This is a genomic window from Mesorhizobium sp. IMUNJ 23033, assembly GCF_044778005.1.
In the GTDB taxonomy this organism is placed as follows: domain Bacteria; phylum Pseudomonadota; class Alphaproteobacteria; order Rhizobiales; family Rhizobiaceae; genus Mesorhizobium; species Mesorhizobium amorphae_A.
The window spans coordinates 195363-218649 of record NZ_JBJACT010000002.1 but is presented as its reverse complement, the minus strand read 5'-3'; the positions used below and the strand labels follow the sequence as shown (position 1 = coordinate 218649).

The 23287-nt window shown below is 63.8% G+C and carries 25 protein-coding genes and 1 tRNA gene; 12 read left to right on the top strand and 14 right to left on the bottom strand.

Translation table 11 applies throughout. The annotated features are described in order from the left end of the window. The first annotated feature begins 14 nt into the window (after positions 1-14). Positions 15-1025 (top strand): nicotinate-nucleotide--dimethylbenzimidazole phosphoribosyltransferase, encoded by a 1011-nt coding sequence (gene cobT, locus ACFX5Q_RS04340; RefSeq protein ID WP_404275660.1) that lies wholly within the window; start codon positions 15-17, stop codon positions 1023-1025. Between the two features lie 528 nt (positions 1026-1553). On the opposite strand, the gene ACFX5Q_RS04335 is transcribed toward cobT, so the two are convergent. Together ACFX5Q_RS04335 and ACFX5Q_RS04330 are read right to left on the bottom strand one after the other, a co-directional pair. Beyond that, positions 1554-1629, bottom strand: a tRNA-Lys gene (locus ACFX5Q_RS04335). A 103-nt stretch (positions 1630-1732) separates the two neighbouring features. Further along, positions 1733-2644: a PhzF family phenazine biosynthesis protein gene (locus tag ACFX5Q_RS04330; RefSeq protein WP_404275658.1), complete on the bottom strand. Its 912-nt coding sequence runs from the start codon at positions 2642-2644 to the stop codon at positions 1733-1735. 101 nt (positions 2645-2745) lie between these two features. Between ACFX5Q_RS04330 and ACFX5Q_RS04325 the strand changes: the two genes are divergently transcribed. The 4 genes from ACFX5Q_RS04325 to ACFX5Q_RS04310 all read left to right on the top strand — a co-directional run bounded on the left by ACFX5Q_RS04325 (position 2746) and on the right by ACFX5Q_RS04310 (position 6344). Further along, the gene (locus tag ACFX5Q_RS04325) at positions 2746-4038 is read left to right on the top strand and encodes an efflux RND transporter periplasmic adaptor subunit (protein WP_404275656.1); all 1293 of its coding nucleotides are present in this window, start codon (positions 2746-2748) and stop codon (positions 4036-4038) included. A gap of 4 nt (positions 4039-4042) precedes the next feature. Next, on the top strand, positions 4043-4747 hold the full coding sequence (locus ACFX5Q_RS04320; protein ID WP_404275654.1) for an ABC transporter ATP-binding protein: 705 nt from the start codon (positions 4043-4045) through the stop codon (positions 4745-4747). Positions 4748-4750: 3 nt separating this feature from the next. Further along, positions 4751-5968: an ABC transporter permease gene (locus ACFX5Q_RS04315; RefSeq protein ID WP_404275652.1), complete on the top strand. Its 1218-nt coding sequence runs from the start codon at positions 4751-4753 to the stop codon at positions 5966-5968. A 133-nt stretch (positions 5969-6101) separates the two neighbouring features. Beyond that, complete coding sequence (locus ACFX5Q_RS04310) at positions 6102-6344, top strand: hypothetical protein (protein WP_404275650.1); 243 nt, start codon at positions 6102-6104, stop codon at positions 6342-6344. Positions 6345-6380: 36 nt separating this feature from the next. On the opposite strand, the gene ACFX5Q_RS04305 is transcribed toward ACFX5Q_RS04310, so the two are convergent. Continuing rightward, entirely contained in the window at positions 6381-6857 is a 477-nt protein-coding gene (locus ACFX5Q_RS04305; RefSeq protein ID WP_192181050.1) for an Lrp/AsnC family transcriptional regulator, read from the bottom strand. A 148-nt stretch (positions 6858-7005) separates the two neighbouring features. On the opposite strand from ACFX5Q_RS04305, the gene ACFX5Q_RS04300 reads away from it, so the two are divergent. Beyond that, a complete protein-coding gene (locus tag ACFX5Q_RS04300; RefSeq protein ID WP_404275648.1) occupies positions 7006-8127 on the top strand; it encodes a 1-aminocyclopropane-1-carboxylate deaminase in 1122 nt (373 codons plus the stop codon). 20 nt (positions 8128-8147) lie between these two features. Here the strand turns inward: ACFX5Q_RS04300 and ACFX5Q_RS04295 are convergent, their stop codons facing one another. Beyond that, positions 8148-8894 carry a hypothetical protein gene (locus tag ACFX5Q_RS04295; RefSeq protein WP_404275646.1) on the bottom strand — a complete coding sequence of 249 codons (747 nt, stop codon included), beginning with the start codon at positions 8892-8894 and terminating at the stop codon, positions 8148-8150. A gap of 2 nt (positions 8895-8896) precedes the next feature. Further along, a complete protein-coding gene (locus ACFX5Q_RS04290; protein WP_404275846.1) occupies positions 8897-10009 on the bottom strand; it encodes an endonuclease/exonuclease/phosphatase family protein in 1113 nt (370 codons plus the stop codon). Positions 10010-10186: 177 nt separating this feature from the next. Here ACFX5Q_RS04290 and ACFX5Q_RS04285 point away from each other — a divergent pair, with 177 nt between their 5' ends. Both ACFX5Q_RS04285 and ACFX5Q_RS04280 read left to right on the top strand, forming a co-directional pair. After that, positions 10187-10720, top strand: a complete 534-nt coding sequence (locus ACFX5Q_RS04285) for a BA14K family protein (protein WP_404275644.1) — start codon at positions 10187-10189, stop codon at positions 10718-10720. A 172-nt stretch (positions 10721-10892) separates the two neighbouring features. Beyond that, entirely contained in the window at positions 10893-11177 is a 285-nt protein-coding gene (locus tag ACFX5Q_RS04280; RefSeq protein WP_404275642.1) for a PilZ domain-containing protein, read from the top strand. Positions 11178-11274: 97 nt separating this feature from the next. Here ACFX5Q_RS04280 and ilvC read toward each other — a convergent pair whose 3' ends face one another. Continuing rightward, positions 11275-12294, bottom strand: coding sequence for a ketol-acid reductoisomerase (gene ilvC, locus ACFX5Q_RS04275; protein ID WP_404275640.1), 1020 nt, complete (start codon positions 12292-12294; stop codon positions 11275-11277). A gap of 24 nt (positions 12295-12318) precedes the next feature. Continuing rightward, positions 12319-12969 (bottom strand): TetR/AcrR family transcriptional regulator, encoded by a 651-nt coding sequence (locus ACFX5Q_RS04270; protein WP_404275638.1) that lies wholly within the window; start codon positions 12967-12969, stop codon positions 12319-12321. Positions 12970-13103: 134 nt separating this feature from the next. Here ACFX5Q_RS04270 and ACFX5Q_RS04265 point away from each other — a divergent pair, with 134 nt between their 5' ends. Further along, a complete protein-coding gene (locus ACFX5Q_RS04265) occupies positions 13104-13538 on the top strand; it encodes a DUF1772 domain-containing protein (protein ID WP_404275636.1) in 435 nt (144 codons plus the stop codon). Positions 13539-13576: 38 nt separating this feature from the next. On the opposite strand, the gene ACFX5Q_RS04260 is transcribed toward ACFX5Q_RS04265, so the two are convergent. Next, positions 13577-14029: a MarR family winged helix-turn-helix transcriptional regulator gene (locus tag ACFX5Q_RS04260; RefSeq protein ID WP_404275634.1), complete on the bottom strand. Its 453-nt coding sequence runs from the start codon at positions 14027-14029 to the stop codon at positions 13577-13579. Between the two features lie 97 nt (positions 14030-14126). Between ACFX5Q_RS04260 and ACFX5Q_RS04255 the strand changes: the two genes are divergently transcribed. Then, the gene (locus ACFX5Q_RS04255; RefSeq protein WP_404275632.1) at positions 14127-14915 is read left to right on the top strand and encodes a glutathione S-transferase family protein; all 789 of its coding nucleotides are present in this window, start codon (positions 14127-14129) and stop codon (positions 14913-14915) included. On the opposite strand, the gene ACFX5Q_RS04250 is transcribed toward ACFX5Q_RS04255, so the two are convergent. Beyond that, positions 14863-16101, bottom strand: a complete 1239-nt coding sequence (locus ACFX5Q_RS04250; RefSeq protein WP_404275630.1) for an FAD-dependent oxidoreductase — start codon at positions 16099-16101, stop codon at positions 14863-14865. The two genes, ACFX5Q_RS04255 and ACFX5Q_RS04250, sit on opposite strands and share 53 nt — an antisense overlap. Positions 16102-16192: 91 nt before the next feature. Further along, entirely contained in the window at positions 16193-16597 is a 405-nt protein-coding gene (locus tag ACFX5Q_RS04245; protein WP_404275628.1) for a winged helix-turn-helix transcriptional regulator, read from the bottom strand. A gap of 136 nt (positions 16598-16733) precedes the next feature. Here ACFX5Q_RS04245 and ACFX5Q_RS04240 point away from each other — a divergent pair, with 136 nt between their 5' ends. Beyond that, positions 16734-17654 (top strand): SDR family oxidoreductase, encoded by a 921-nt coding sequence (locus tag ACFX5Q_RS04240; RefSeq protein ID WP_404275626.1) that lies wholly within the window; start codon positions 16734-16736, stop codon positions 17652-17654. A gap of 17 nt (positions 17655-17671) precedes the next feature. On the opposite strand, the gene ACFX5Q_RS04235 is transcribed toward ACFX5Q_RS04240, so the two are convergent. From ACFX5Q_RS04235 to ACFX5Q_RS04225, 3 genes are all read right to left on the bottom strand, one after another. Next, positions 17672-18712: an SDR family oxidoreductase gene (locus ACFX5Q_RS04235; RefSeq protein WP_404275624.1), complete on the bottom strand. Its 1041-nt coding sequence runs from the start codon at positions 18710-18712 to the stop codon at positions 17672-17674. A gap of 32 nt (positions 18713-18744) precedes the next feature. Further along, positions 18745-20664, bottom strand: a complete 1920-nt coding sequence (locus ACFX5Q_RS04230; protein ID WP_404275622.1) for a potassium transporter Kup — start codon at positions 20662-20664, stop codon at positions 18745-18747. A gap of 103 nt (positions 20665-20767) precedes the next feature. After that, positions 20768-21508: a pyridoxine 5'-phosphate synthase gene (locus ACFX5Q_RS04225; protein WP_404275620.1), complete on the bottom strand. Its 741-nt coding sequence runs from the start codon at positions 21506-21508 to the stop codon at positions 20768-20770. 108 nt (positions 21509-21616) lie between these two features. On the opposite strand from ACFX5Q_RS04225, the gene ACFX5Q_RS04220 reads away from it, so the two are divergent. Next, positions 21617-22021, top strand: a complete 405-nt coding sequence (locus ACFX5Q_RS04220; RefSeq protein ID WP_404275618.1) for an STAS/SEC14 domain-containing protein — start codon at positions 21617-21619, stop codon at positions 22019-22021. Here the strand turns inward: ACFX5Q_RS04220 and ACFX5Q_RS04215 are convergent, their stop codons facing one another. Then, complete coding sequence (locus ACFX5Q_RS04215; RefSeq protein ID WP_404275845.1) at positions 22022-23149, bottom strand: ATP-dependent RecD-like DNA helicase; 1128 nt, start codon at positions 23147-23149, stop codon at positions 22022-22024. It abuts the gene before it with no gap. Positions 23150-23287 lie beyond the last annotated feature (138 nt).

Below are 23287 nucleotides of genomic sequence, written 5' to 3'. Positions count from 1 at the left end.
GAGACTTTGCCCCCATGCCCTTCAAATCGCTTGATGAACTGCGCGCCGCTTGCCTCGACCTGCGTGCCGGCAGCGACACGGCGGCGACAGCCGTCGCCCGCCGCCAGGACACGCTGACCAAGCCGCAAGGCAGCCTTGGCCGTCTCGAGACCATCGCCGCCTGGCTCGCCCGCTGGCAGGGCCGCGACATGCCGAAGCTCGATCGTGTCAAAGTCTTCGTCTTCGCCGGCAACCACGGCGTCACCGCGCAGGGTGTGTCGGCTTTCCCGTCCGAGGTCACCGTGCAGATGGTGGCGAACTTCGCCGGCGGCGGCGCCGCCATCAACCAGCTTGCCCGCATCGCCGGCGCCGAACTCGACGTCATTCCCCTCGATCTCGACCATCCGACTGGCGACTTCACGCAAGCCGCGGCGATGGACGAGACGGCATTCCTCGCCGCCGTCTCGGCCGGCTACGATGCGGTGACGAACGATATCGACCTCGTCTGCTTCGGCGAAATGGGCATCGGCAACACCACGCCTGCGGCAGCGATTTCGGCGGCACTTTTCGGTGGTGGCGCGGAGAAATGGACAGGACGCGGCACCGGCGTCGACGATGCCGGCCTGAAGCGTAAGGTCACGGCAATCGAAGCCGGCCTGAAGCGCCATGCCGAGGCTCTGACCGACCCGCTGACGATCGCCGCCACGCTGGGCGGCCGCGAACTTGCCGCCATCTTCGGCGCCACGCTCGCCGCGCGCCACAACAATGTGCCGGTGCTGCTCGACGGCTTTGTCTGCAGCGCCGCCGCTGCACCTTTGGCTCGGTTGCACCCGACCGGCCTCGCCCACACGCTCGCCGCCCATGTCTCGGCCGAATCCGGCCACCGTCGTCTGTTGGAGGCGCTCGGCCTGCAGCCGCTGCTCGACCTCGGCATGCGGCTCGGTGAAGGCTCCGGCGCCTGCCTGGCGGTCAACATCGTCCGCTCGGCGCTCGAATGCCACGCCCGCATGGCAAGCTTTGCGGAAGCCGGCGTATCGGAAAAGTAAACCCGGTCAGATTTTCAACGCTGCTGGTGCATTTGAAGACAGCGAGCGTGGCCGCTCTACTTGCGACCACGCTTTCGCAGGACGAACAGGTCCGGTGGACAGCGGATCACGGGCCAAGAACAGCGTTAACTGTTCGTTAGCTACGCTGTCCTAATTTGAGACATCCGACGGCAGATCATCGTCGGGTAGAGGTCGCGCTAGTTTTTCGGACCCAGCCAAGCCCCGCCAAGGCTAGCGCGGCCACTACTTTTAAAGCAAATTTTCCCGTATGCAACTCATACGTGCGATTAACCTTACTACCTAACCTTAAAGTTAACGACCGCGGCTTTGAGCAGGCGGCGACCAACGGGCCGCCTCCCCCGTTCATCTGCGACGAGACCGCTGCCTGCGGACGCCAATATCGCTTTTCGATTCGGCCGCGTTTTTGAACCCGGGAAACGCTGCTTTTGAACAAGAACGTTCACGTTGACGCGAGCCGCCTCACGTCCCATCGTTCCAGGGTCTTTTCCACCAAGTTTTTGAAAAATTTGGTGGGTGCGCACAGGATTGAACTGTGGACCCGCTGATTAAGAGTCAGCTGCTCTACCAACTGAGCTACGCACCCACTCGGCCGGAAAACCGGCGTCGGCGGGCATATAGCCGCCGATCTCGGGGATGTCCAGCCCTGCCGGAATCATTTCCCGACAAATCGACCAGGCCGCTTGCGATCAAACGAAAAGCTTGCCTTCCGCCACCCTGATGGCATGGCCGCCAATGCGGGCGGACGCCAGTTTTCCGCCTTCGACATTGAGTTCGAGCCGGATGCGCGACGGCCGCCCCATTTCCAGCCCCTGCTCGATCCATAGCTGCGAAATGCCGTCCGTCGGACCGTCGAAATGCATGATGGCGCCGGCAAAGGCGGCCGCCGCGGAACCGGTCGCGGGGTCTTCATAAGAAGGGCTGCCGGGCACGATCATGCGGACATGGAAAGCGCTTTCGTGGTTCACCGTCTCGCGGCAGTAGACATAGGGGCTGGCGAACGCCCAGTTGCTCTTGCGCGGCGCTAGCTCCGACCAGGCCTGGTTGTCCAGTCTGATCCGCGCCGCCGCTTCAAGGCTGGCAACGGGGATGGTCACGTAAGGCACGCCCGCCGACCAGAACGAGACACGGTGATTCTCGAAGCCAAGCTCGTGCGGCCCGAGGCCAAGTGCCGCGCCGATCGCCTCCGGGTCAGCGGACAGTTCCAGCCGCTCCGGCAGCTTCGCCAGGTCGAACTCGGCGAAGGTGGCGCCATCGTGTTTGCTGACGGCGCAGCGCACCGGACCGATATTCTCCTCCAGCACGAAGATGCCGGCGGCCTCGCCATCGCCGGCCCGTTCGGCAAGCGCGATCGCCGAGCCGACGGTCGGATGGCCGGCGAACGGCATTTCGTAGTCAGGCGTGAAGATGCGAATGCGGGCACGATGCTTCGGATTGTCGGCCGGCAGCACGAAGACCGTCTCCGACAGGTTGAATTCGCGCGCGATGGCCTGCATCGCGGCCGTGTCCAGTCCTTTGCCATCCAGCACGACAGCCAGCGGGTTGCCGGCCAGCCGCTCGGTCGTAAACACGTCGTAAAGCAAGTAGTTCCGGGTTTGCATTCTTGCCTCAATCCAAACATGGGCGAAATTTAATTTGAAATTTGAACCACAAAGCCTGATCTGTGCACAGATAGGGACATTGCGCATTATAGGGGTCCGGCTTGGACCAGCTTGTCAATCCGCCAAAGGCGGAATCGGACTCCGCCATCGAAACGGCGCTTGGGCTTGATCGGGGCGGTCTGAGGAAGAAACGCCGCCGTGGCTGGCTCTACGCGCTGCTGGCACTGATCGCTGTTGCCGCCGGCGTCGGCGGCTACCAATGGTATGCCGCGGCGCCCGCCAAGATCGACTATACGACCGTGCCGGCCGCCATTGCCGACCTCACCGTCGCGGTCTCGGCCACCGGCACGCTACAGCCCCTCACCCAGGTCGATATTTCCAGCGAATTGTCCGGCGTCGTCCGTTCGGTCTCGGTCAACGAGAACCAGCAAGTGAAGAAGGGAGACGTGCTGGCGGCGCTCGACACCGCCAAGCTGGAGGTGCAGATCGAGCGCGCCCAGGCGTCCGCCAAGGCAGCGGCGGCGAGCCTCGAGGACGCGACGGTAACGTTGAAGGAAAACGAAAGCGCACTCACCCGCGCGGCAGCGCTGACCAAGCGCGGCATGGCGACGGACCAGTCGCTCGAGGCGGCCACAGCGACGCGTGACCGCTCCAAGGCAGCGCTCGACAGCGCCGAAGCCAATCTTGCCATCGCCAATGCCGACCTCAAGGCGCAGCAGACGGATCTGGCCAAGAGCACCATCTATGCCCCCATAGACGGCATCGTTCTGACGCGCTCGGTCGATCCCGGCCAGACCGTCGCCTCCTCGCTGCAAGCGCCGGTGCTGTTCATCATCGCGGCCGATCTTAGAAACATGGAGTTGAAGGCGGCTGTCGACGAGGCCGACATCGGCGCGGTCAAGACCGGCCAGCATGCGCGCTTCACCGTCGACGCTTTCCCGGAGCGGCCCTTCGACGCCGAGATCCGCGACATTTCCTACGCTTCCGTCACCACCGATGGCGTCGTCACCTATGACGCGCGCCTCGAGGTCGACAACAACGAGCTTCTGCTCAGGCCGGGCATGACCGCCACCGTTTCGGTCGTCACCAAACAGGCCAAGGGCGTGCTTACCGTGCCGTCCACCGCCTTCCGCTACCGGCCGGCGCAAGCCGCCGCCCGTAGCTGGAGCCTGAGCGACCTGTTCACCGGCCGCATGGGTCGCCCCGGCGGCAACCGCCAGCGCCAGGCAACGACGACCCCGACCGACGGCTCGCGCACGCTCTACGTTCTGGAAAACGGCCGGCCGCGTGCCGTCAACGTCAAGATCGGCTCCACCGACGGGGAGTTGACCGAGATCATTTCGGGCCTGGATGAAGGCGCTGAGGTCATCACCGGCTCGCAGCTGCGGAGCTGACCCCGTGCCGGGCCCCGTCCTCATCAGCTTCGACAAGGTCTGGAAAACCTATGGCCAGGGCGAGGCCCGGGTGCATGCGCTGGCCGGCGTCGATCTGGCCATCCGCAAGGGCGAGTTCGTCGCCATCATGGGCCCGTCCGGTTCAGGCAAATCGACGGCGATGAACATCATCGGCTGCCTCGACACGCCGACGGCGGGCACCTACAGTTTCGAAGGCATCGACGCCGGACGGCTCGACCGCAATCGCCGCGCCCTGCTGCGCAACCTCTATGTCGGCTTCGTCTTCCAGGGCTACAATCTTTTGCCGCGCACCACGGCGGCCGAAAATGTCGAGCTGCCGCTGATCTATCGTGGCGTCGCCAGAAGCGAGCGCCGTGCGCTTGCCATGCAGGCGCTGGCGGAGGTCGGCCTTGTCGGCCGCGAGCATCATACGCCGGCCGAACTCTCCGGCGGCCAGCAGCAGCGCGTGGCGATCGCGCGCGCCATCGTCACGCGGCCGACGCTGCTCGTCGCCGACGAGCCGACCGGCAATCTCGACACCGCCCGCACGCATGAGATCATGGAATTGCTGACGCGGCTGAACGCCGAGCTTGGCCTGACCATCGCCATGGTCACGCACGAAGCCGACGTCGCCGCCTATGCCGAGCGCACCATTCGCTTCCTCGACGGCCACGTCGCGTCGGACTCCGCGAAGCTGGAAGTGGCCTGACCGATGATCTGGGAAACCGTCCGCCTCTCGCTGATCTCCATCCGCCGCAACGTGCTGCGCTCGTTCCTGACCTTGCTCGGCATCGTCATCGGCGTCGCCGCGGTCATCGCCATGCTGACCATCGGCTCCGGCACCACCGAGAAGGTCAAGGCCGACATCTCCAAGCTCGGCAGCAATCTGCTTGTCGTCCGCTCCGGCCGCCCGGCCGGGCCCGGCGGACCGGGCGGGCTCGACCAGGTGGTGCGTCCGCTTGCCGAAAAGGACCTTGCCGCGCTGGTCGCCCATCTCAGCGGCGCCCGCGCCATCTCGCCGGCCTCGCAAAAACAGGTGCGTGTCATCTTCGGCACCGAGAGCCTGACCTCGGGCGTCACCGGCACCGACAGTGCCTATCTCGATGCCCGCGACTGGAAGCTGGTTTCCGGCCGTCCGTTCAGCGATTCCGAAACCCGCTCCGGCACCGGCGTCTGCTTGGTCGGCGAGACGGTGCGCCAGCAATTCTTCGGCGCCGGCAATCCCGAGGGCGAGATCATCCGCGTCAACCGAGCGTCCTGCAAGATCATCGGCCTGCTCGAGCCGAAGGGCTATACCGGCTTCGGCCAGGACCAGGACAATGTCGTGCTGATGCCGCTTGCCGCCTATCAGCGCCGCATCGCCGGCAACCGCGATATCGATTCGATCTACATCGCTGCCGACGATCGGACGCCGACCACCGAATTGCAGCCGCGTGTCGAGGACATCTTGCGCGACACGCGCCGCATCACACCGGACCGCGATGACGATTTCTCGATCCGCGACATGACCCAGATCGCCGACGCCATGGCGAGCGCCACCACGACGATGACCGGCATGCTGGGTGCCGTCGCCGGCGTCAGCCTGCTGGTCGGCGGCATCGGCATCATGAACATCATGCTGGTCTCTGTCACCGAGCGCACCCGCGAGATCGGCATCAGGCTCGCCATCGGCGCGCATGAGAAGCACATCCTCATACAGTTCCTGGTCGAGGCGACGGTGCTGTCGCTGCTCGGCGGCATTATCGGCATCCTCATCGGCCTGGCGCTGGCCGCCATCGCCTCGGTGGCGCTGACCATCCCCTTTGCGCCAAGCCCGGCGGTCATCCTGCTCGCCGTCGGCTTTTCGGCGCTGATCGGCATGGTGTTCGGCTTCTTCCCGGCGCTACGTGGTGCAAGGCTCGACCCGATCGACGCGCTGCGGCACGAATAGAGCAGCCGCGCCGGAAACCTGTCCGCCGCCCCGATCCGACTATGCACAGGCTTTGACGTTTCCGCCCCGCGCACCACTGTCGCCGCTCGGTTTGCGATGGTAGTGCAATTCACCCTTGGGTGGAGGAATGCACATGAGCAAGAAGGCGCGGCTGATCCTGGTGCTGGTGATCATCGAGGCGGCCCTCGCGGGCCTCTGGTGGTACCTCGCCCGCTATGGCATGGAAAATCCCGATCGCGTCACTGCCGAGTTCCAGCAGGTGGTCGGCCAGACCATGGGAACGGCAATGGGTGCGCTGCTCGGTCTCGGCGTCATCCTGTTCTTCGTCGCCGCCCGCAACGACCGCAAGGCGGCGCATGGCAAGGGGCAAGGCTGACCGTCAGCCAAACATGGAAACAGGGCCAGCGGCCCGTCAAAACGGCAGTCGCGCGTTTTCTTTGACCTCCTTCATGACAAAGAAAGTCCGGGTCTGCCGAACGCCTGGTAGCGCGATCAGCTTCTGCCCGTGGAGCTTGTTGAAATCCGCCATATCGCGAACTCTTATCTTCAACAGATAGTCGAAGTCGCCGGCCACGAGATTGCAATCCAGGACTTCCTTGAGCTTGTGCACGGCCTCTTCGAAAGCAGCGAAGCTTTCAGGTGTCGAGCGGTCGAGCACGACGCCGACCATCACCAGCGCGCCAAGCCCTACCGCAGCTGGCGCGATCTCCGCCCTGACCCCGGTGATGTAGCCCTCTTCAAACAGGCGTTGCGTGCGCCGATGGCAGGTGGCGGCGCTGACATTCACGCGGGCCGCCAGATCGGCATTGGTCAGCCGTCCCTCGGCCTGAAGGGCACGCAGAATCCTGACGTCGATGCGGTCGAGAGTTTCAGTGGAAGATTCTTCCATTTCTGGGCGCTCAAGTGGACGATCAGGCCAATCATACTGCAATTGTGTGGGATGTGTGTAAATTTCATGAGCAAGTTCGAGAGCACCTTTCGCAGGAGTCCGCCTATAATCAACCCATAGAAAATGACCACGGCGGAGTCTGATGTCGATGTCACTTCTCGCAAAGTTTGAACGTTATCCGCTGACCTTCGGCCCGACGCCTATCGAGCTTCTGCCGCGGCTGAGCGCGGCGTTAGGCGGGAAAGTACAGGTTTACGCAAAGCGTGATGATTGCAATTCCGGGCTCGCCATGGGCGGGAACAAGCTGCGAAAGCTCGAATACATCGTGCCTGACGCGATCGCATCCGGCGCCGACACGCTGGTGTCGATTGGCGGCGTTCAGTCGAACCACACGCGGATGGTCGCCGCGACAGCAGCCAAAATCGGCATGAAGTGCGTGGTGATCCAGGAAAAATGGGTGCCCCACTACGATGCGGTCTACGACCGGGTCGGAAACATTCTGCTGACGCGCCTGATGGGCGCGGACAGCCGGCTCGTCGACGACGGCTTCGACATCGGCATCCGCAAGAGCTGGGATGACGCGATCCAGTCGGTGAAGGACGCCGGCGGCAAGCCCTATCCGATCCCGGCCGGCGCCTCCGTGCACAAGTTCGGCGGGCTGGGCTATGTCGGCTTCGCCGAGGAGGTGGCCAGCCAGGAAGCCGAACTTGGCTTCACTTTCGACTATGTCATCGTTTGCGTTGTGACCGGGTCGACGCAGGCCGGCATGATCGTCGGCTTCGCCGCGCAAAACCGCGCCGACCGGGTGATCGGCATCGACGCCTCCGGGACGCTCGACCAGACCCGCGCCCAGGTCCGCCGCATCGTCGACGACACCGCTACACTCGTCGGTCTGGGCCGCGCCGTCCGCGACGACGAAATCGTCATCAACCCCGACTATGCCTATCCCGCCTATGGCGTTCCGTCGGACGCTACGAACGACGCGATCCGGCTGGCGGCCCGCACGGAGGCCATGATCACTGATCCGGTGTACGAGGGAAAGTCGATGCAGGGCCTGATCGACCTGACCAGGAAAGGCTTTTTCCCCGAGGGTTCAAGAATTCTCTACGCGCATCTCGGTGGCGCGCCGGCCATCAATGGCTACAGCTACTACTACAAGGACGACGGCCCCACCCTTCCGAACCGTCCGAAACCGGCTGCTGTCCCTGTGGGCGAACCTCGCATTGGGGAAAGCACGAGACACGACGCCCTACCGCCGCTCTTTCCGTAATCCGGCTTCCGTTCAGGCGGTCAACGAAACGACGGGGCGCCGCTCGGGTTTTGGCCGCTGCCCGCGAAGTGCCACTCGATGAGCGGCTTCATGTACCCCATCAGTCCTTCCGGCAGGTCGGAAGCATGGCGGATGATCACCGGGCCTTCGATCTCCGGCTCCGCTTCGGCCGCAACGAAGGCGCTGATGCGCCGCGCCAGTTCGTCAGCGGATGCAGTCTCGCGGTAACGGCGGAAGATCACCGTGCCGCTTGGTGTCGATAGCGCGTAATAACGCTGGCCGCGTTGCGCACCCGACAGATCGATCCCGGTCTCCTCGCCCACTTCGCGCATCATGTTGAAATCGACATCGACGAGGCCGTCGCGGAAATCGATGGGTTCGAACGAGCCGGCGGCGAAATAGACGCGGCCGGCATTGACCGTGTGCGGACCCATGCGGATCGCCACCAGCGCATTGTCGGCGGCGACCAGCATGGCATGGGCATAGGCATGCTCGGCACCCGAATTCTCGCGCCGCTTACGCCAGAGCATGAACGTGGAGTAGTTGACCGCATGGCAGCGGCCAACCAGGCGTCGGTCGCGATAGGCAAGTGCGGAGAGCAGCACCACTGTGCCATCGAAAAGCGCGGGATTGGCCTCTATCTCGCGCTGCCAGTTCTCGGCGATCGCCCGTTCGTTGTCGCGCGCAAAGGGATGCGGGCCGGGATCGAGCCGGACGTCGACGGCGTCGACCGGCAGGATGACGTTGCGCGGCAGGTCGAAGCTCACGTTCAGGCCATGTCCAGCGTGATCGCCACCGGGCAGTGGTCGGACGCCTTCGGCCGGTCCCAGCCGGCGCGCGGGAAGCGATCGACCTCCTGGCCCGCCGGAAAGATGGTGCGCCAGGGCTGGCCGCTGCGGATGATGTCGGGAACGGCCGTCGCGTTCTTGGCCGCCAGTCCCTTCGACAACAGGATGTAGTCGAGCTGGCACAGATGCCGCTCCTGCGGCCCGCGCGTGTGGTAGAAACTCCAGCGATCCATTTCCGGTCGCCGCTCGACGACGTTTTCGCAAAAGCCGCCGGCGGTCAAAACGTTGATGCAGGACTGGCTCTCGTCGATCACCTGGAAGCGGTAGCCATCGAAACTGTCGCCCTCGATCTTCACCCGCTGCCGGTAATCGTTCATGTCGCCGCAGATCGCCCAGCGCTTGTCGGCGGCATGCTCCTTGCCGAAACGCTCCTCGATGATGCGGCGCACCGCTTGCGCCTCCGCGATGCGGATCGGCATCGTCGCCTCGCGTCCATCCAGCCCGTTGCGGGGCGAGCCCATCGACTTGAAATGCACGAGATAGAGCGTCAGCGGCACGCCGCCCACCGTCAGGTCGATCTCCAGGCAGTCGCGGCGGAAGATGCGCTCATTGGCGTCGTTTCCGAGTGCCGCCAGTTCCGGCGTGTGCAGCCCGAACTGCTCGTAAGTGACATAGGCGTGGCTGGTCATGCGCACGAATTCGATCGGCTGGCCCTGCGCCGTCTCGCTGCGCATCATGACGGCGACGTCAATGCCGCGTGAATCATTGCCGGCCGTGGTGTATTTCTGCCGGTAGCCCTCCCCCACCATCTTGAACAGATAGCCGTATTCGAAGGCCTTCAGCGCCTCGATATTGTCGACCTCCTGCATGCAGATGATATCGGCGCGGGTGGCGGCGATCGCCAGCGCCGTCAGCTGGCGCGTGTCGTCGGACTGGGCGATGGCGCGGGCCTGCTCGAGCATCCTGTATTCGGCCTCGCTCTTGATATCGAAGAGCGCCAGCGTGCGATCCTCGTTGAGCTGGTTGCGATAGCCGGAGAAATCGAACCTGTTCATCAGGTTCTCGACATTGAAGGTAGCGAGGCGCAGCGACATGGCCGTGACCTTTGCCCGCAAGCGGGCACGAAGACAAGAGCCGGATCTCTGCCCGCCATGGTTGATCGCCATGGTTGACGGAACCTTTCCGTTCATCCTCCGTTCAGACGGAAAGTTCCATCAATAGGCTTCTTGCCGGGTAATCTGGGCGTGGGGCCTTGTTCTTCGGAGAGTGCCATGAAACCGCTCTTTTTGTCTTCTGTCAGATCCGGTCTGATGACCTTGGGTCTTGTGGCGGGCCTGACGGCTCCGTCTCTCGCCGGCCCGATCCTGCAACCCGATCTTTCGACCCCGGCCAGTTCCGCAGCGTCCGGAATCACACCCGTGCGCGACGAATGGGCTGGCGGCAACGACCGGCAGGTCTATCAGGATTGGCGTTGGCGCAACCGTGGCGGCAATTTCCGCGAGCGTCGTTTTTCCCGCAACTGGGACAATGGCGACAACTGGCGCTGGAGACGTTACCATCACCGCCGTCATTACCATGGCGGTGACGCGCTTCTGGGACTGGGCCTCGGCCTGGGTCTGGGCAGCCTAGCCTACGGCAATTACTACGATCCCTATCCGCGCTACGTTTACCCCCGCCGCATATACCGGTCGTCCAGTGCCCATGTCCAGTGGTGCTACGATCGCTACCGCTCTTACCGGGCGTGGGACAATACGTTCCAGCCTTACCATGGTCCCCGCCAGCAGTGCTGGTCGCCCTATAGCTGAGCGGCAGATACAGGAATGCCAGGCGGCGTCGCACGATGCGGCGCCGCTTTGCGTTCGGCGACCGGTTCCGACAAAGCCGATCGACGCTAACGCTCTGTTTATCAGGCCGGTTTATCGACTGGTCTGATCGAGCGCTTCCCGAGCGACGATCGCACCCCTGGAATCCCGCACGATGGCCGAGGACGAAAACAGAGACAGGCACCGGCAGCGCGTGCTCAAGGGCGCGTCGATCCTGACCGGGCTCACCAACTCCGAAGTCAAATGCACGCTGCGCAACATGCATGCGGGCGGCGCCGAACTCAAAGTCCCGGTCGGCGCGCGCGTGCCGGACGAGTTCCTGCTTTATGTGCCGACCGACGGAATCGGCTACAAGGCCGTGGTCCGCTGGCGCCGCGAGGACCGCATCGGCGTCGAGTTCACCGGCACCGAGCCGAAGCCGCATTGGCACTACGGCTGAACGTCGGCCTTCGGCGAACCAGCTCTCCACCGCTTGAGCGGAAAGAAAAAGCCGGCGGATTGCTCCGCCGGCTTTCGCAGCAACCATAAGTAGCGAATTAGTTCTTGGCCTTGTCGACCAGCTTGTTCTTGGAAATCCACGGCATCATCGCACGCAGCTTGGCACCGACTTCCTCGATCTGGTGGTTGTCGTTGTTGCGGCGGATGCCTTTGAAGCGCGACAGGCCGGCTCGGTATTCCTGCATCCATTCCGAGGTGAATTTTCCGGTCTGGATGTCCTTCAGCACGCGCTTCATCTCGGCCTTGGTGTCGGCGGTGATGATGCGCGGACCCGAAACATATTCGCCCCATTCGGCGGTGTTCGAGATCGAGTAGTTCATGTTGGCGATGCCGCCCTCATAGATCAGGTCGACGATCAGCTTGACCTCGTGCAGGCACTCGAAATAGGCCATTTCCGGCGCGTAGCCGGCTTCCACCAGCGTCTCGAAGCCGGCGCGGATCAGTTCGACCAGGCCGCCGCACAGCACCACCTGCTCGCCGAACAGATCGGTCTCGCATTCCTCGCGGAAGTTGGTCTCGATGATGCCCGAACGGCCGCCACCAACGCCACAGGCGTAGGACAGCGCCAGATCGAGCGCGTTGCCCGAAGCGTCCTGGTTGACGGCGACCAGGCACGGCACGCCGCCGCCCTTCTGGTATTCGCCGCGCACCGTGTGGCCCGGGCCCTTCGGCGCGATCATGACGACGTCGACCGACGCCTTCGGCTCGATCAGGCCGAAATGCACGTTGAGGCCGTGCGCGAAGGCGATTGCGGCGCCGTCGCGGATGTTCGGCGCGATCTCTGATCTGTAGATGTCGGCCTGCAATTCGTCGGGCGTCGCCATCATCATCAGGTCGGCCCATTTGGCGGCTTCCGCCACGCTCATCACCTTGAGACCGTCGGCCTCGACCTTCTTGGCGGTCGCCGAGCCAGCCTTGAGGCCGATGGCGATGTCCTTGGCACCGGAATCCTTGAGATTGAGCGCATGTGCCCTGCCCTGGCTGCCATAGCCGATGATGGCGACCTTCTTGCCTTTGATCAGGTTGAGATCGGCATCGCGATCGTAATAGACACGCATTTTCGTCTTCCTTCCCGTTTGGTATCAGAGGCCTTGTGGCCCGGTTTTTGCTCCGAAAAGAGCGAGAAACTGTTGCGTCGCCCGGGCGGCATCGCCGCCGATTGTCGCCTCAGTCAATTCCAGCCGGTCGCCGAGCAGCAGACGGATCTGCACGTCGCGGGCGACCAGCCCGAAAAAGCTCCGGAACGCCGTTTCGGCATCCGAAAAGTCGAGAAGCCCGGCCTGACGACCTGCTTCCAGCACCGGCTTCAGGCGCCGGGCCAAAGCGAAGCGGCCATTTTCCAGCACGACGGCGCCAAGATTGTCCTTGCCCGATCCGGCATGGCTGACCGCCACCCGGTTGAGCGCGATCGAGGTGTCGCTTGAGATCACGTTGAGCCAGTCGGAAGCGAAGCGCTCCAGGCTCGCGGTCAGCGAGGCGAGGCCGAGCCCCTTGCCGTCGACCGCCGCCACGCGCACCTTCGAGGCTTGCCATTGCACCGTTGCCGTCAGCAGCCCGTCGCGGTCGCCGAACCATTTGTAGAGCGTTTCCTTGGAGCAGCTTGCGCGGCGCGCCACCGCCGTCATGGTCAGATTATCGCCCTCCTCGACCAGCAGGCGAAGTGCTGCATCCAGCACGGCCTTCTGCCGCTCCGTCAGCGCTTCACTGGTGTCGATATCGGCGCTTGCCTGCAACACGTCTTCCTGCCCAACAATCGCCAGCCGCCCAAGCAGCGTACCGTACGTTACGGTTCGGCACTTCTATGGCGCATTGCCCGGCCCGGTGCAAGCGCTATTTGTCCCAAAAGGTCCAAATCCCGGAATGCACGATGTTCATCGGATTGCTTGCACTGGTCGTTGCCGCCGCTTTCACGGGTGCCGCCATCTATGTAAGCGTCGCCGAGCAGCCGGCCCGACTTCGACTGGAAGATCGGCCGCTGTTGCAGGAATGGCAGCCCTCCTACAAGCGCGGCGCCGCCATGCAGGCCTCGATCGCGGTTGTCGCCTTTGTTCTCGGTGTCCTTGCCTGGTGGCAGACCAGCAGTCTCGCCTATCTGGTCGGGGCGGTGCTGATCATCTTGCCGTGGCCATGGACGTTGATCGTGATGATGCCGACAAACAGAGCGCTGGAAGCGATGGATGCGGCCGGCGTCAATCCGCAAGCCAGGGCATTGATCCTCAAATGGGGCAATCTGCATCTGGTTCGCGCGGCACTTGGCGCGCTGGCGACGCTGGCCTTTTTCTGGGGCAGCCACCCGGTCTGAAATCGCAGGATCTCGCAGGCCAGTTTTCCGGCGACAAGTCACTCCGGCGGTTGACGCAGCCGCCCAAGCAGTCCCGCCAATGTTTCGAGTTCATCAGCGGAAAGCCTGGCGCCAACCAGATCCGCGATAGACCTGCCATAGACGGCCCATATAAGGCGACGCGTTTCGCGTCCCTTGCCGGTGATGCGGATGGTCTGGCCGCGGCCGTCATCTGAGACCGGCAGTTTCTCGACCAGCCCGTCGGTTTCGAGCCGCGCCAGCAGCCGCGAGATGTTGTATTGCGCAAACAGGGTCCGCTCGATCAGCTGGAACGGCCGCAACCCGCCCTCGCCCGCTTCGGCAAGCTCGTGCAGCACGTCGTACCAGGCCAGCGGTGGCAGGCCGCCCTCCTTCAGCGCATCCTCAGCCTTCTCGACGAGCTGGCGCGAAACACGCATCAGGCGCGCCCAAGCCTTGATGGCCTCGGGCGAAGGGGCGGCTTTCTTGTTCATCCGAGCAGCATAGGCGATAGATGCAATTGCATCAAGCTTGACGATAGATGCTTCCGCATCTATATAGATGCATCTGCATTAACTTGGGAAGCAGCCAATGAAACGCGAAATCTGCAAAATCACCGACATCCCGGATACGGGCGGCCTGATCGATAGGACGACCGACAAGCTCATCCTGGTCAGCCATCATCTCTGCCCCTATGTGCAGCGCGCGGCGATTTCCCTTGCCGAAAAGGGCGTGCCGTTCGAACGCATCACCATCGACCTCGCCAACAAACCTGCCTGGTTCGAGGCGATATCGCCGCTCGGCAAGGTGCCGCTGCTGCGCGTCCGGCAGAACGGCCAGGAGACGGTGATTTTCGAATCGGCCGTCATCCTCGAATTCCTGGAAGAGACCGAGGCCAATCCGCTCCACCCTGCCGACCCCTATGCCCGCGCCCGACACCGCGCCTGGATCGAGTTCGGCTCGGCCATCCTCAACGCCATCGGCCGGTTCTATTCCGCTGCCAGCGAGGCCGCCTCCCGGGCCGAGAGCGAAGGCCTAGCGGCGATGTTCGATCGGATCGAGACAGAACTGGCCGATCGCACCTCCCTGGGACCGTGGTTCGCCGGCGAGCGCCTTTCCCTCGTCGATACCGTCTACGGGCCGATCTTCCGCTACTTCGATGTCTTCGACCGGATCGGCGATTTCGACATTCTCAGCGGAAAGCCGCTTGTCCGGGTGTGGCGCAAGGCATTGAGCGAACGCCATTCGGTACGGGACGCGGTTGCCTCAGACTATCCGCAGCGGCTGCATGCCTTCCTGCAGGCGAAGGGCTCGCATCTTTCGGAACTCATCCTGAGGAGCGATCAGGCCACTTCGCTTCCTGTAGCCCGATCGGCCTGAACGGATCGATCACCGTTCCTGCCACCATCGAAGCGAGCAATTGCGGCGCCGGCGGGATCTTTGCGATCGTCGCCACCAGCCTGTCGCGGATGAATGGCAGCGCCGCGGAATCTGACTGGTAGAACGGCGTGAACGCCAGCGACAGCGCCTGAAATATCCGCACGTGCCAGCGCCGCGCCCTCACATAGGCTTTCAGTGCCTCGTCGACACCGTTCGTCCTTGCCAGCGCGTGGCAGAGCGCAGCCGCGTCGAGCAGCGCCATGTTCGCCCCTTGCCCAAGCTGTGGGCTGGTCGAATGCGCGGCGTCGCCGATGATCGCCAGCCGGCGGCCGGCCGGCAGCCTCATCGTATGATGGCCATAGCGCGCCAGCGAAAGCTGGTCGAAACTGTCGATCTGGCTGGTGAAGGCCTCGCATTGCGGCCACAGCGAGACCACCCTCGCCTTCCAGGCCTCGAGCCCCGCAGACCGTACGCTTTCTGCGTCCGCCGACCTCAGGCTCCAGAAAAATGCCGCCATCCCTTCCGCGCCGGGCTCCGGCCGGCCGATCGGTAGCACGCCGACCATGATGCTGGCCCTGTCGTAGCGCTGCAGCAGCGCGTTTTCGTCAAAGCCCTCGCCACGCCAGCCGAGCGAGGCCCAGAACGCGCCATAGGCCAGCGAGCGCACCTCGCCTGGGTCGCTCAGGCACTGGCGCAGCTTCGAGCGCGAACCGCTGGCGTCGACGACCAGATCGAAGGGTCCGATCCTTCTTCCGTTGGCGCTGGCGAGCATCACACGTTCGCCGCTCTCCAGCGCCTCGATCTCGACACTGGTTTCGATGGCGATCGCCTCGCGCAGGGCGGCGCGGAACAGCACGCCGAACAGCGCCGCACGATGCACCGCCAGCCCGAACCGGCGGCCGCGCTGCGCATCGTAGCGAACGGCGAGCACCGTGCGTCCGCTCCTGGCATCCGCCCCGTGCAGGCGATCGATGCGGCTGCCCAGCGCCAGGATGTCGTCTAGCAGACCAAGGTCGGCAAGCACGGTCAGCCCGGTCGGCTGCAGGATCAGCCCCGATCCGACGGGCTTCGGCTCGTCGAAGCGCTCGAAGATGGTGACGCGGTGCCCGGCGCGTTTCAAATAGAGCGCCGTGGCCAGCCCCGCAGGCCCGGCGCCGGCAATCGCGATGTCGAGAGATTTTTGCATTGCCCGCCCAAGCCCCACCGGCGGGCACAATCCCTCAGGGGCATCGCCAAATCAACTCGGCGCTTTGACGCTTCGAGAGCCGAGTTCTGGGCTAAGCAGCGTCGAAGGTAGCGCGCGCGTCGCGCACGGCCTCATGATTGAGCTCGGCCCATTGGACCAGTTGATACAAGGGATGGAACATCGACCGTCCGAGGTCGGTCAGGCTGTATTCGACGCTCGGCGGCTTGGTCGGGAATACCTCGCGATGCACATAGCCATCGCGCTGCAGTTCAAGCAGCGTCTGCGTGAGCATGCGCTGCGAGATGTCAGGAACCAGCCGGCGCAGCTCACCGAAGCGATAGGGCTTTTCCGCCAGCGCCATGACCAGCAATGGGCTCCATTTGCCGTTGATGCCCCGCATGACGTCGCGAACCGGGCAATCGGCGAAATTGGCGCCCGCCGTCATGGCTTTGTAGATCTCGAGCTTCGATTTCAGATTGACGATCTTGCCGTCCATCGCTGGTTCCCTGCGTGTGCCTACCTCCCGAAAAACTGCCTTCTTTACGGCAACAGGTCAATTCCTATTTTAGTGCTGGTCTCTTTTTGAGACTGTCGCAGCACCCGTCGCTTCGGCGCAAAATCAGGATCTCCCGATGACCGAAACCCTTCTCGTCACCGGCGCTTCCGGCCAGCTTGGCCGCGGCGTCATCCACTATCTTCTGGACACGCACAAAGTTGCCCCTGGGCAGATCATCGCCACGACGCGCAATCCGGAGGGCCTGGCCGATTTGGCGGCGCGTGGCGTCGTTGTCAGAGCCGCCGACTTCAGCGACGCAGCCTCGCTGGAAAGCGCATTCAAGGGCGCCGACAGGGTCCTGATCATTTCGACCGGCGATCTCGATCTCAAAACCGGCAAACGCCTGAAGCAGCACGAGACTGCCGTCGCCGCGGCCAAGAAGGCCGGCGTTTCGCACCTGCTCTACACCTCGATGCCCAACCCTGAACCGGTATCGCCGGTGTTGTTTGCCGGGGACCACTACGGCACCGAGCAGGCGATCAAGGCCAGCGGCATCCCCTATACGATTTTCCGCAACGGCTGGTACCAGGAGAACCTGTTCATGGCGCTGCCGCACGCCATCGCCTCGGGACAGTGGTACACGTCCGCGGGCGACGGCCGCATTGCCCACGCTGCGCGCGACGACATGGCGGCGGCAATAGCCGCCGGCCTCGCTTCCGGCTCGAGCGAAAGCAAGACCTACACGCTGACCGGCCCGCAGGCGCATACGACGGCCGAGATCGCCGCTTTGGTCAGCGAAGTCACCGGCAAGCCGCTGGATGTCATCCAGCTGCCCGACGAGGCCTTGACCGAGGGCGTGAAAGCGGCCGGCGTCCCCGAGGAATTCGCGCGCGTCATCGTCTCCTTCGACGCCAACACGCGCTCGGGCCGCATCGCCATGGTGACCGATGCGATCGAGACGCTTTCGGGCAGGAAGCCGCAAACGCTGAGAGAGTTCCTCGAGGCGAACAAAGTCCGCCTTGGCCGGTTGAGGTCTGCGGTGCGGGAAGCCAGGTAGGTCGGCTTCCCGCACCGCTATTTCGATGTCTTGGTCAGCCCCAGCCGGATCAGGCTTTCCCCGGTCGCAACCAGCGCATCTTCGCGCGAACGCGGTGCCCAGCCGAGCAGGCGCATGGCCTTCGCACTCGTTGCGTTCCTGGCCTTGCCCAACTCCGTCACGATCTGGGCCGCTTGCCCGTCGAACAGGCCGACGAGCCTCACCAGCCAATCCGGCAGCACTCTTGTCGGAACGCGCGACGCTGCATCGCCCAGCCGCGCCTTCAGCGTTTGTGCGATCTCCAGCATCGTCATGAAATCGCCGCTGATGGCCAGGAACCGTTCGCCCCTGGCGGCGGGGTTGGCCATGGCGCGCAGATGCAGGTCCGCCACGTCCCGCACGTCGACCACGCCGAACAGCATGCGTGGCAGACCGGGCATCGCACCGTCCAGCAGGCGTCCTATGAAATCTGTCGAGGTCGAATGGTCGGGACCCAGAACCGGTCCGAAAATCCCGACCGGATTGACGACTGCCAGCTCCAATGCGCCGCCTTGATTGGCAATGAAATCCCACGCGGCCCGCTCCGCCAGCGTCTTCGATTTCACATAGGCGCTCACACTGCTCGCCAGATTGGTCCAGTTCTCCTCCGTGAACGGGCGTCCGGCAATTGGCGTCTGGCCGTAGCCGACGGCAGCAAAGGAGGAGGTGATCACCACCCGTCTGACACCGGCGTCCCGTGCGGCCCTGAGCACGCGCAATGCGCCTTCGCGGGCAGGAACGATCAGATCGTCCTCATGTTTCGGCACGCCGGGCGGAAACGGCGAGGCGACATGGAGGACATAGTCGCAACCGGCAACGGCCTGCGGCCAGCCTGCGTCGGCCATGAGATCGGCATGGGCAAAGGAGAGCGCATCGCCGGGTTCGGCGCCGCCGGCCCTCAGCATCGCCAGAACATCGGCTTCACGCTTGCTAGACCGCACGGTCGTGCGAACGCGGTAGCCTGCATCCAGCAGAGCCAGGATGCAGTGAGCGCCGAGGAAGCCCGACCCGCCGGACACAAGCACCAATTCGCCGCTCATGCCCGCCTCCTCGATGGTCTAGTTCGAGCCCATCAGATGGCCACCTGCGTGCCGATCTCGACAACGCGCCCGGTCGGAATCTGGAAATACTCGGTCGCATCCGCCGCCGTGCGCGCCAGGCCGATGAACAGCTTGTCCTGCCACACCGGCATGCCTGAATTGGGCGAGGCCTTGAGCGAACGCCGTGACAGGAAGAAGGACGTCGTCATGATGTCGAACTTCCAACCCTGCTTGCGGCAGATCGCCAGCGCGCGCGGAATGTTCGGCTGTTCCATATAGCCGAAGTTCAGCGTCACCCGCATGAACAGCTCGTTGACCGTCTCCATCTTGACGCGGTCGCTGTCGGGCACAACCGGCTGCGGCGCCGTCACCACAGACAGGATGACGTTCTGTTCGTGCAGCACCTTGTAATGCTTCAGGCTGTGCATCAGCGCGGTCGGCGCGCTCAGCGGATCGCTGGTCAGGAATACGGCCGTGCCCGACACCAGCTGCGGCTTCTTCTTCAGCAGATTGCCGGCGAGGAAATCGAGCGGGATCTCGTTGCGGCGGGTCTTGTCGAACAGATAGCGGCTGCCGCGCACCCAGGTCCACATGGCGAGCACGACGGTGAAGGCCACCGCCAGCGACGCCCAGCCGCCTTCGAAGACCTTGACGATGTTGGAGGCAAAGAAGCCTATGTCGATGAAGGCGAACAATGCCGTCATCGCAATTGCCACCCAGAGCCGCCATTTCCAGATACGGGTCATGACGACAAAGAGCAGCACCGTCGTCACCAGCATGTTGCCGGTGACCGAAATGCCGTAGGCCGAGGCAAGCCGGCTCGATTCGCCGAAACCGACGACCAGCAGCATCACCGTCAGTGCCAGCAGCAGATTGACGCGCGGCATGTAAATCTGGCCGGATTGCTTTTCCGACGTGTGCAGGATTTCGAGCCGCGGCAGCATGTTGAGCTGCACCGCCTGCCTGGTCAGCGAAAAGGCGCCGGAAATCACCGCCTGGCTGGCGATCACGGTTGCCGCCGTCGCCAGCACCACCATCGGGATAAGCGTCCATCCCTGGTTCATCTCGAAGAAGGGATGGCCGACGACGCCACCATGCGCCAGCACGAACGCGCCCTGCCCGGCATAGTTGAGCAGCAGGCAAGGGAACACGATCGCCAGCCAGGCGAGCACGATCGGCTTGCGCCCGAAATGGCCAAGATCAGCATAGAGCGCCTCGGCGCCGGTGACGGCCAGGAAAATAGCGCCGATCGTGACGAAGGCGACGTCAGGCGAATTGATCAGGAAAGCGACGATGTAGTGAGGGCTGACCGCCAGCAGGATTTCCGGGTCGTCGACGATGTGGTTCAGGCCGGAAAGCCCGATGGCCAGGAACCATACGGCCGTCACCGGGCCGAACACCAGGCCCACGCCGCCCGTGCCGAACCGTTGCACCGCGAACACCATGGCGAGAATGAGCAATGTCAGCGGCACCACATAGGGCTGGAACGCTGGCGTGACGACATTCATGCCCTCGACCGCGGAAAGCACCGAGATTGCCGGCGTGATGACGGCGTCGCCAAAGAACAGCGAGGCGCCGACAATACCGACGCCGAGGATGACCGCCGAGCGCGTCGGGAAACTGCCGCGCGCCAGCGCCATCAGCGACAGCACGCCGCCCTCGCCGCGGTTGTCCGCGCGCAGCACGAACATGATATATTTGATGGTGACGATGATCGCCAGCGACCAGATGATCAGCGAAAGCACGCCGAGAATATCGCCGCGCTCGGCGACATTGCCGCCGGACGAAGCATGCAATGCCTCACGAAACGCATAAATCGGACTGGTACCGATGTCGCCATAGACCACGCCGAGCGCCCCCAGCATCAGCACCTTGGTGCTATGCTGCTCGATTTCAGGATGGCTCGATTGGTCGACGGGTTCTGCCTCACTACCAGTGTTGGCAAGGGCCATAAACGACACTCCGATAAACGCGCGGTGCTCTACGCTTGCTGCGATGCAATATCAAGTGCCCCGACGTTATGGCTTCCATGCCGGCGACGCGGGGCTTGCCTTTTTACCATCCGCAAGCCCTGAGAAACCGCCCCACCGTGCCGGCCATGCCATACTCCAACGCATCGGCTGTCAACCCATGGCCGATCGACACTTCGGCCAGTGCCGGAATGCGCTTGGCCAGCGCCGGCAGGTTGTTCACCGTGAGATCGTGCCCGGCATTGACCTGCAGACCCGCCGCAAGCGCTGCATCCGCGGTTTTTCCCAATCTTTCCAATTCCTTGGCCGCCTTGGCGGAATCGGAATGGCAGCTGCCATACGGCCCCGTGTAAAGCTCGATCCGGTCGGCGCCGATATCGCGCGCGATCCTGGCGCCGTCCGGATCCGAATCGGAAAACAACGACACGCGCACACCTGCCTTTTTCAGGCGTTTGACGATCGGAGTGAGGAATGCGGCGTCCACTGCGAAGTTCCAGCCATGGTCCGACGTGGCCTGGGCCGGGTCGTCGGGCACCAGCGTCACCTGTTCTGGCTGGTGCTTTTCCACAAGCGTCAGGAAATCCTCCGACGGATAGCCCTCTATGTTGAACTCGACCTTGGGAAATTCGTCATCGATCAAGGCCCTGATCTCCGGCAAATCGGAGTGCCGCGTATGCCGCTCATCGGGTCGCGGATGCACCGTCAGCCCATGCGCGCCGGCGGAAAGAGCGAGGCGCCCGAGCCCGATGACGCTCGGCCACGGCAGGTCGCGCCGGTTGCGCAGCATGGCGATGGCATTGAGGTTGACGGAGAGCTTTGCGGGCATGGCATCGGGTCCAGTTTCACGAGACGGGGCGCATCTATAGCGCCTTTGTCGGGAACAGACAGAGGGTTTTGGGTGTTCCAAGGGGATGAACCGCGAAAGGAACAGCCCTTGAATTTTCTCGACGCCGTGCCGGCGGTGCGCCGCATCGACACCGACCGTGAAGACCTTTTCGCTGTCGATATCGTCGGCCATGTCGCGGCCGCCGACGCGGAAAACCTGTTCGGACTGCTGGAGGCGGCCTATGCGCTCCATCCGAAACTGGACGTGCTGGTGCGCCTGATCGACCACGATGGTGTCGACTGGCCCCACGTGTCCGACGAAACCGCCAGACAGGGCACGGCCCATGCCCTGGAGCATATCCGCCGCTGTGCCGCGGTCGGCGAACCGGACTGGATCCCCTACGCCCAGGGCTTTTTCGCCACGCCGCCGCCTTTCGAGCTCCGGCATTTCGACAGGGAGGACGAAGCGGCGGCATGGCGCTGGCTCGGTGCCAGACCGGCCAAGCCCCCATGATCATCTGACGATCGTCAGCCGTTCGGCCGCGCGGGTGATCGCGGTGTAAAGCCAGCGCTGGCGGGTTTCCTTGAACGCCCAGCTTTCGTCGAACAGCACGATCTCGTTCCATTGCGAGCCCTGCGCCTTGTGCACGGTCAGCGCATAGCCATAGTCGAAATCGTCGAAGCGCTTCTTCTGCTGCCACGGAATCTCCGCATCCGGATCCTCGAATGCTGCCTTGAGCAGCTTGATCTTGGCAACGCCGCGGTCCGGATCGTCCTCTTCCGGCGAGACCAGCAGGTTGATGCCCGGCTTCACCGTCTCGCGCGACGAGGTCATCACCTTCCACAGCGAACCGTTGAGCAGGCCCTTGGCCGGATCGTTGCGCAGGCAGACCAGCTTGTCGCCGGCCTGCGGATAATCGGCATTGAACCCCTTCAATTCGCGCAGCCGCAGGTTATAGCGCCGCCGCGTGCGGTTGGTGCCGACCAGCACCTGGTCCGCCTTCAGCACCAGTTCCTGGTTGACGTCTTCCTTGCCGATGACCTGCGCCGTGCCGTAGTCGCCGCGCATGAATTCGCGGCCCTCGCGCACGTCGAGCGCCAGCCGGATGATCGGGTTGTCGCGCGCCTGGCGGTGGATTTCGGTGAGCAGCGCATCCGGCTCGTGGTCGGTGAAGAAACCGCCGCCCGAGATCGGCGGCAGCTGGCCGGGATCGCCGAGCACCAGGATCGGCGTGCCGAAGCTCATCAGGTCACGGCCGAGTTGCTCGTCGACCATCGAGCATTCGTCGATGATGACCAGCTTTGCCCGCGAGATCGGGCTTTGCCGGTTGAGCGAGAAGGTCGGCGAGATCGAGGTCTTGCCGGTCACCTCGTCGGAGACCGATTCCTCGCCCTTCGGTCTGTAGATTAGCGAATGGATGGTGCGGGCGTTGGTCGCCCCCTTGGAGCGCAGCACCTGCGCCGCCTTGCCGGTGAAGGCGGCGAACTGCACCTGGCCGTCGACATGCTCGGCGAAATAGCGCGCCAGCGTCGTCTTGCCGGTACCGGCATAGCCGAACAGCCGGAACAGCTGCGGCCGGCCTTCCTTGAGCCAGCGCGCGACCGCCTTCAGGGCATCATCCTGTTGGGGAGAGAATTCCATCAGCGCGAAAGACCGGATTCGCATGGGAAAGACAAGACAGCCGCCATCATATCGACCGCCGCCGGCGGCGAACTCAGCACCTCCGAGGGCTCAGGTTATCAGGCGCAAACAAGAACGTAAAGAGAACATGGCGACTGC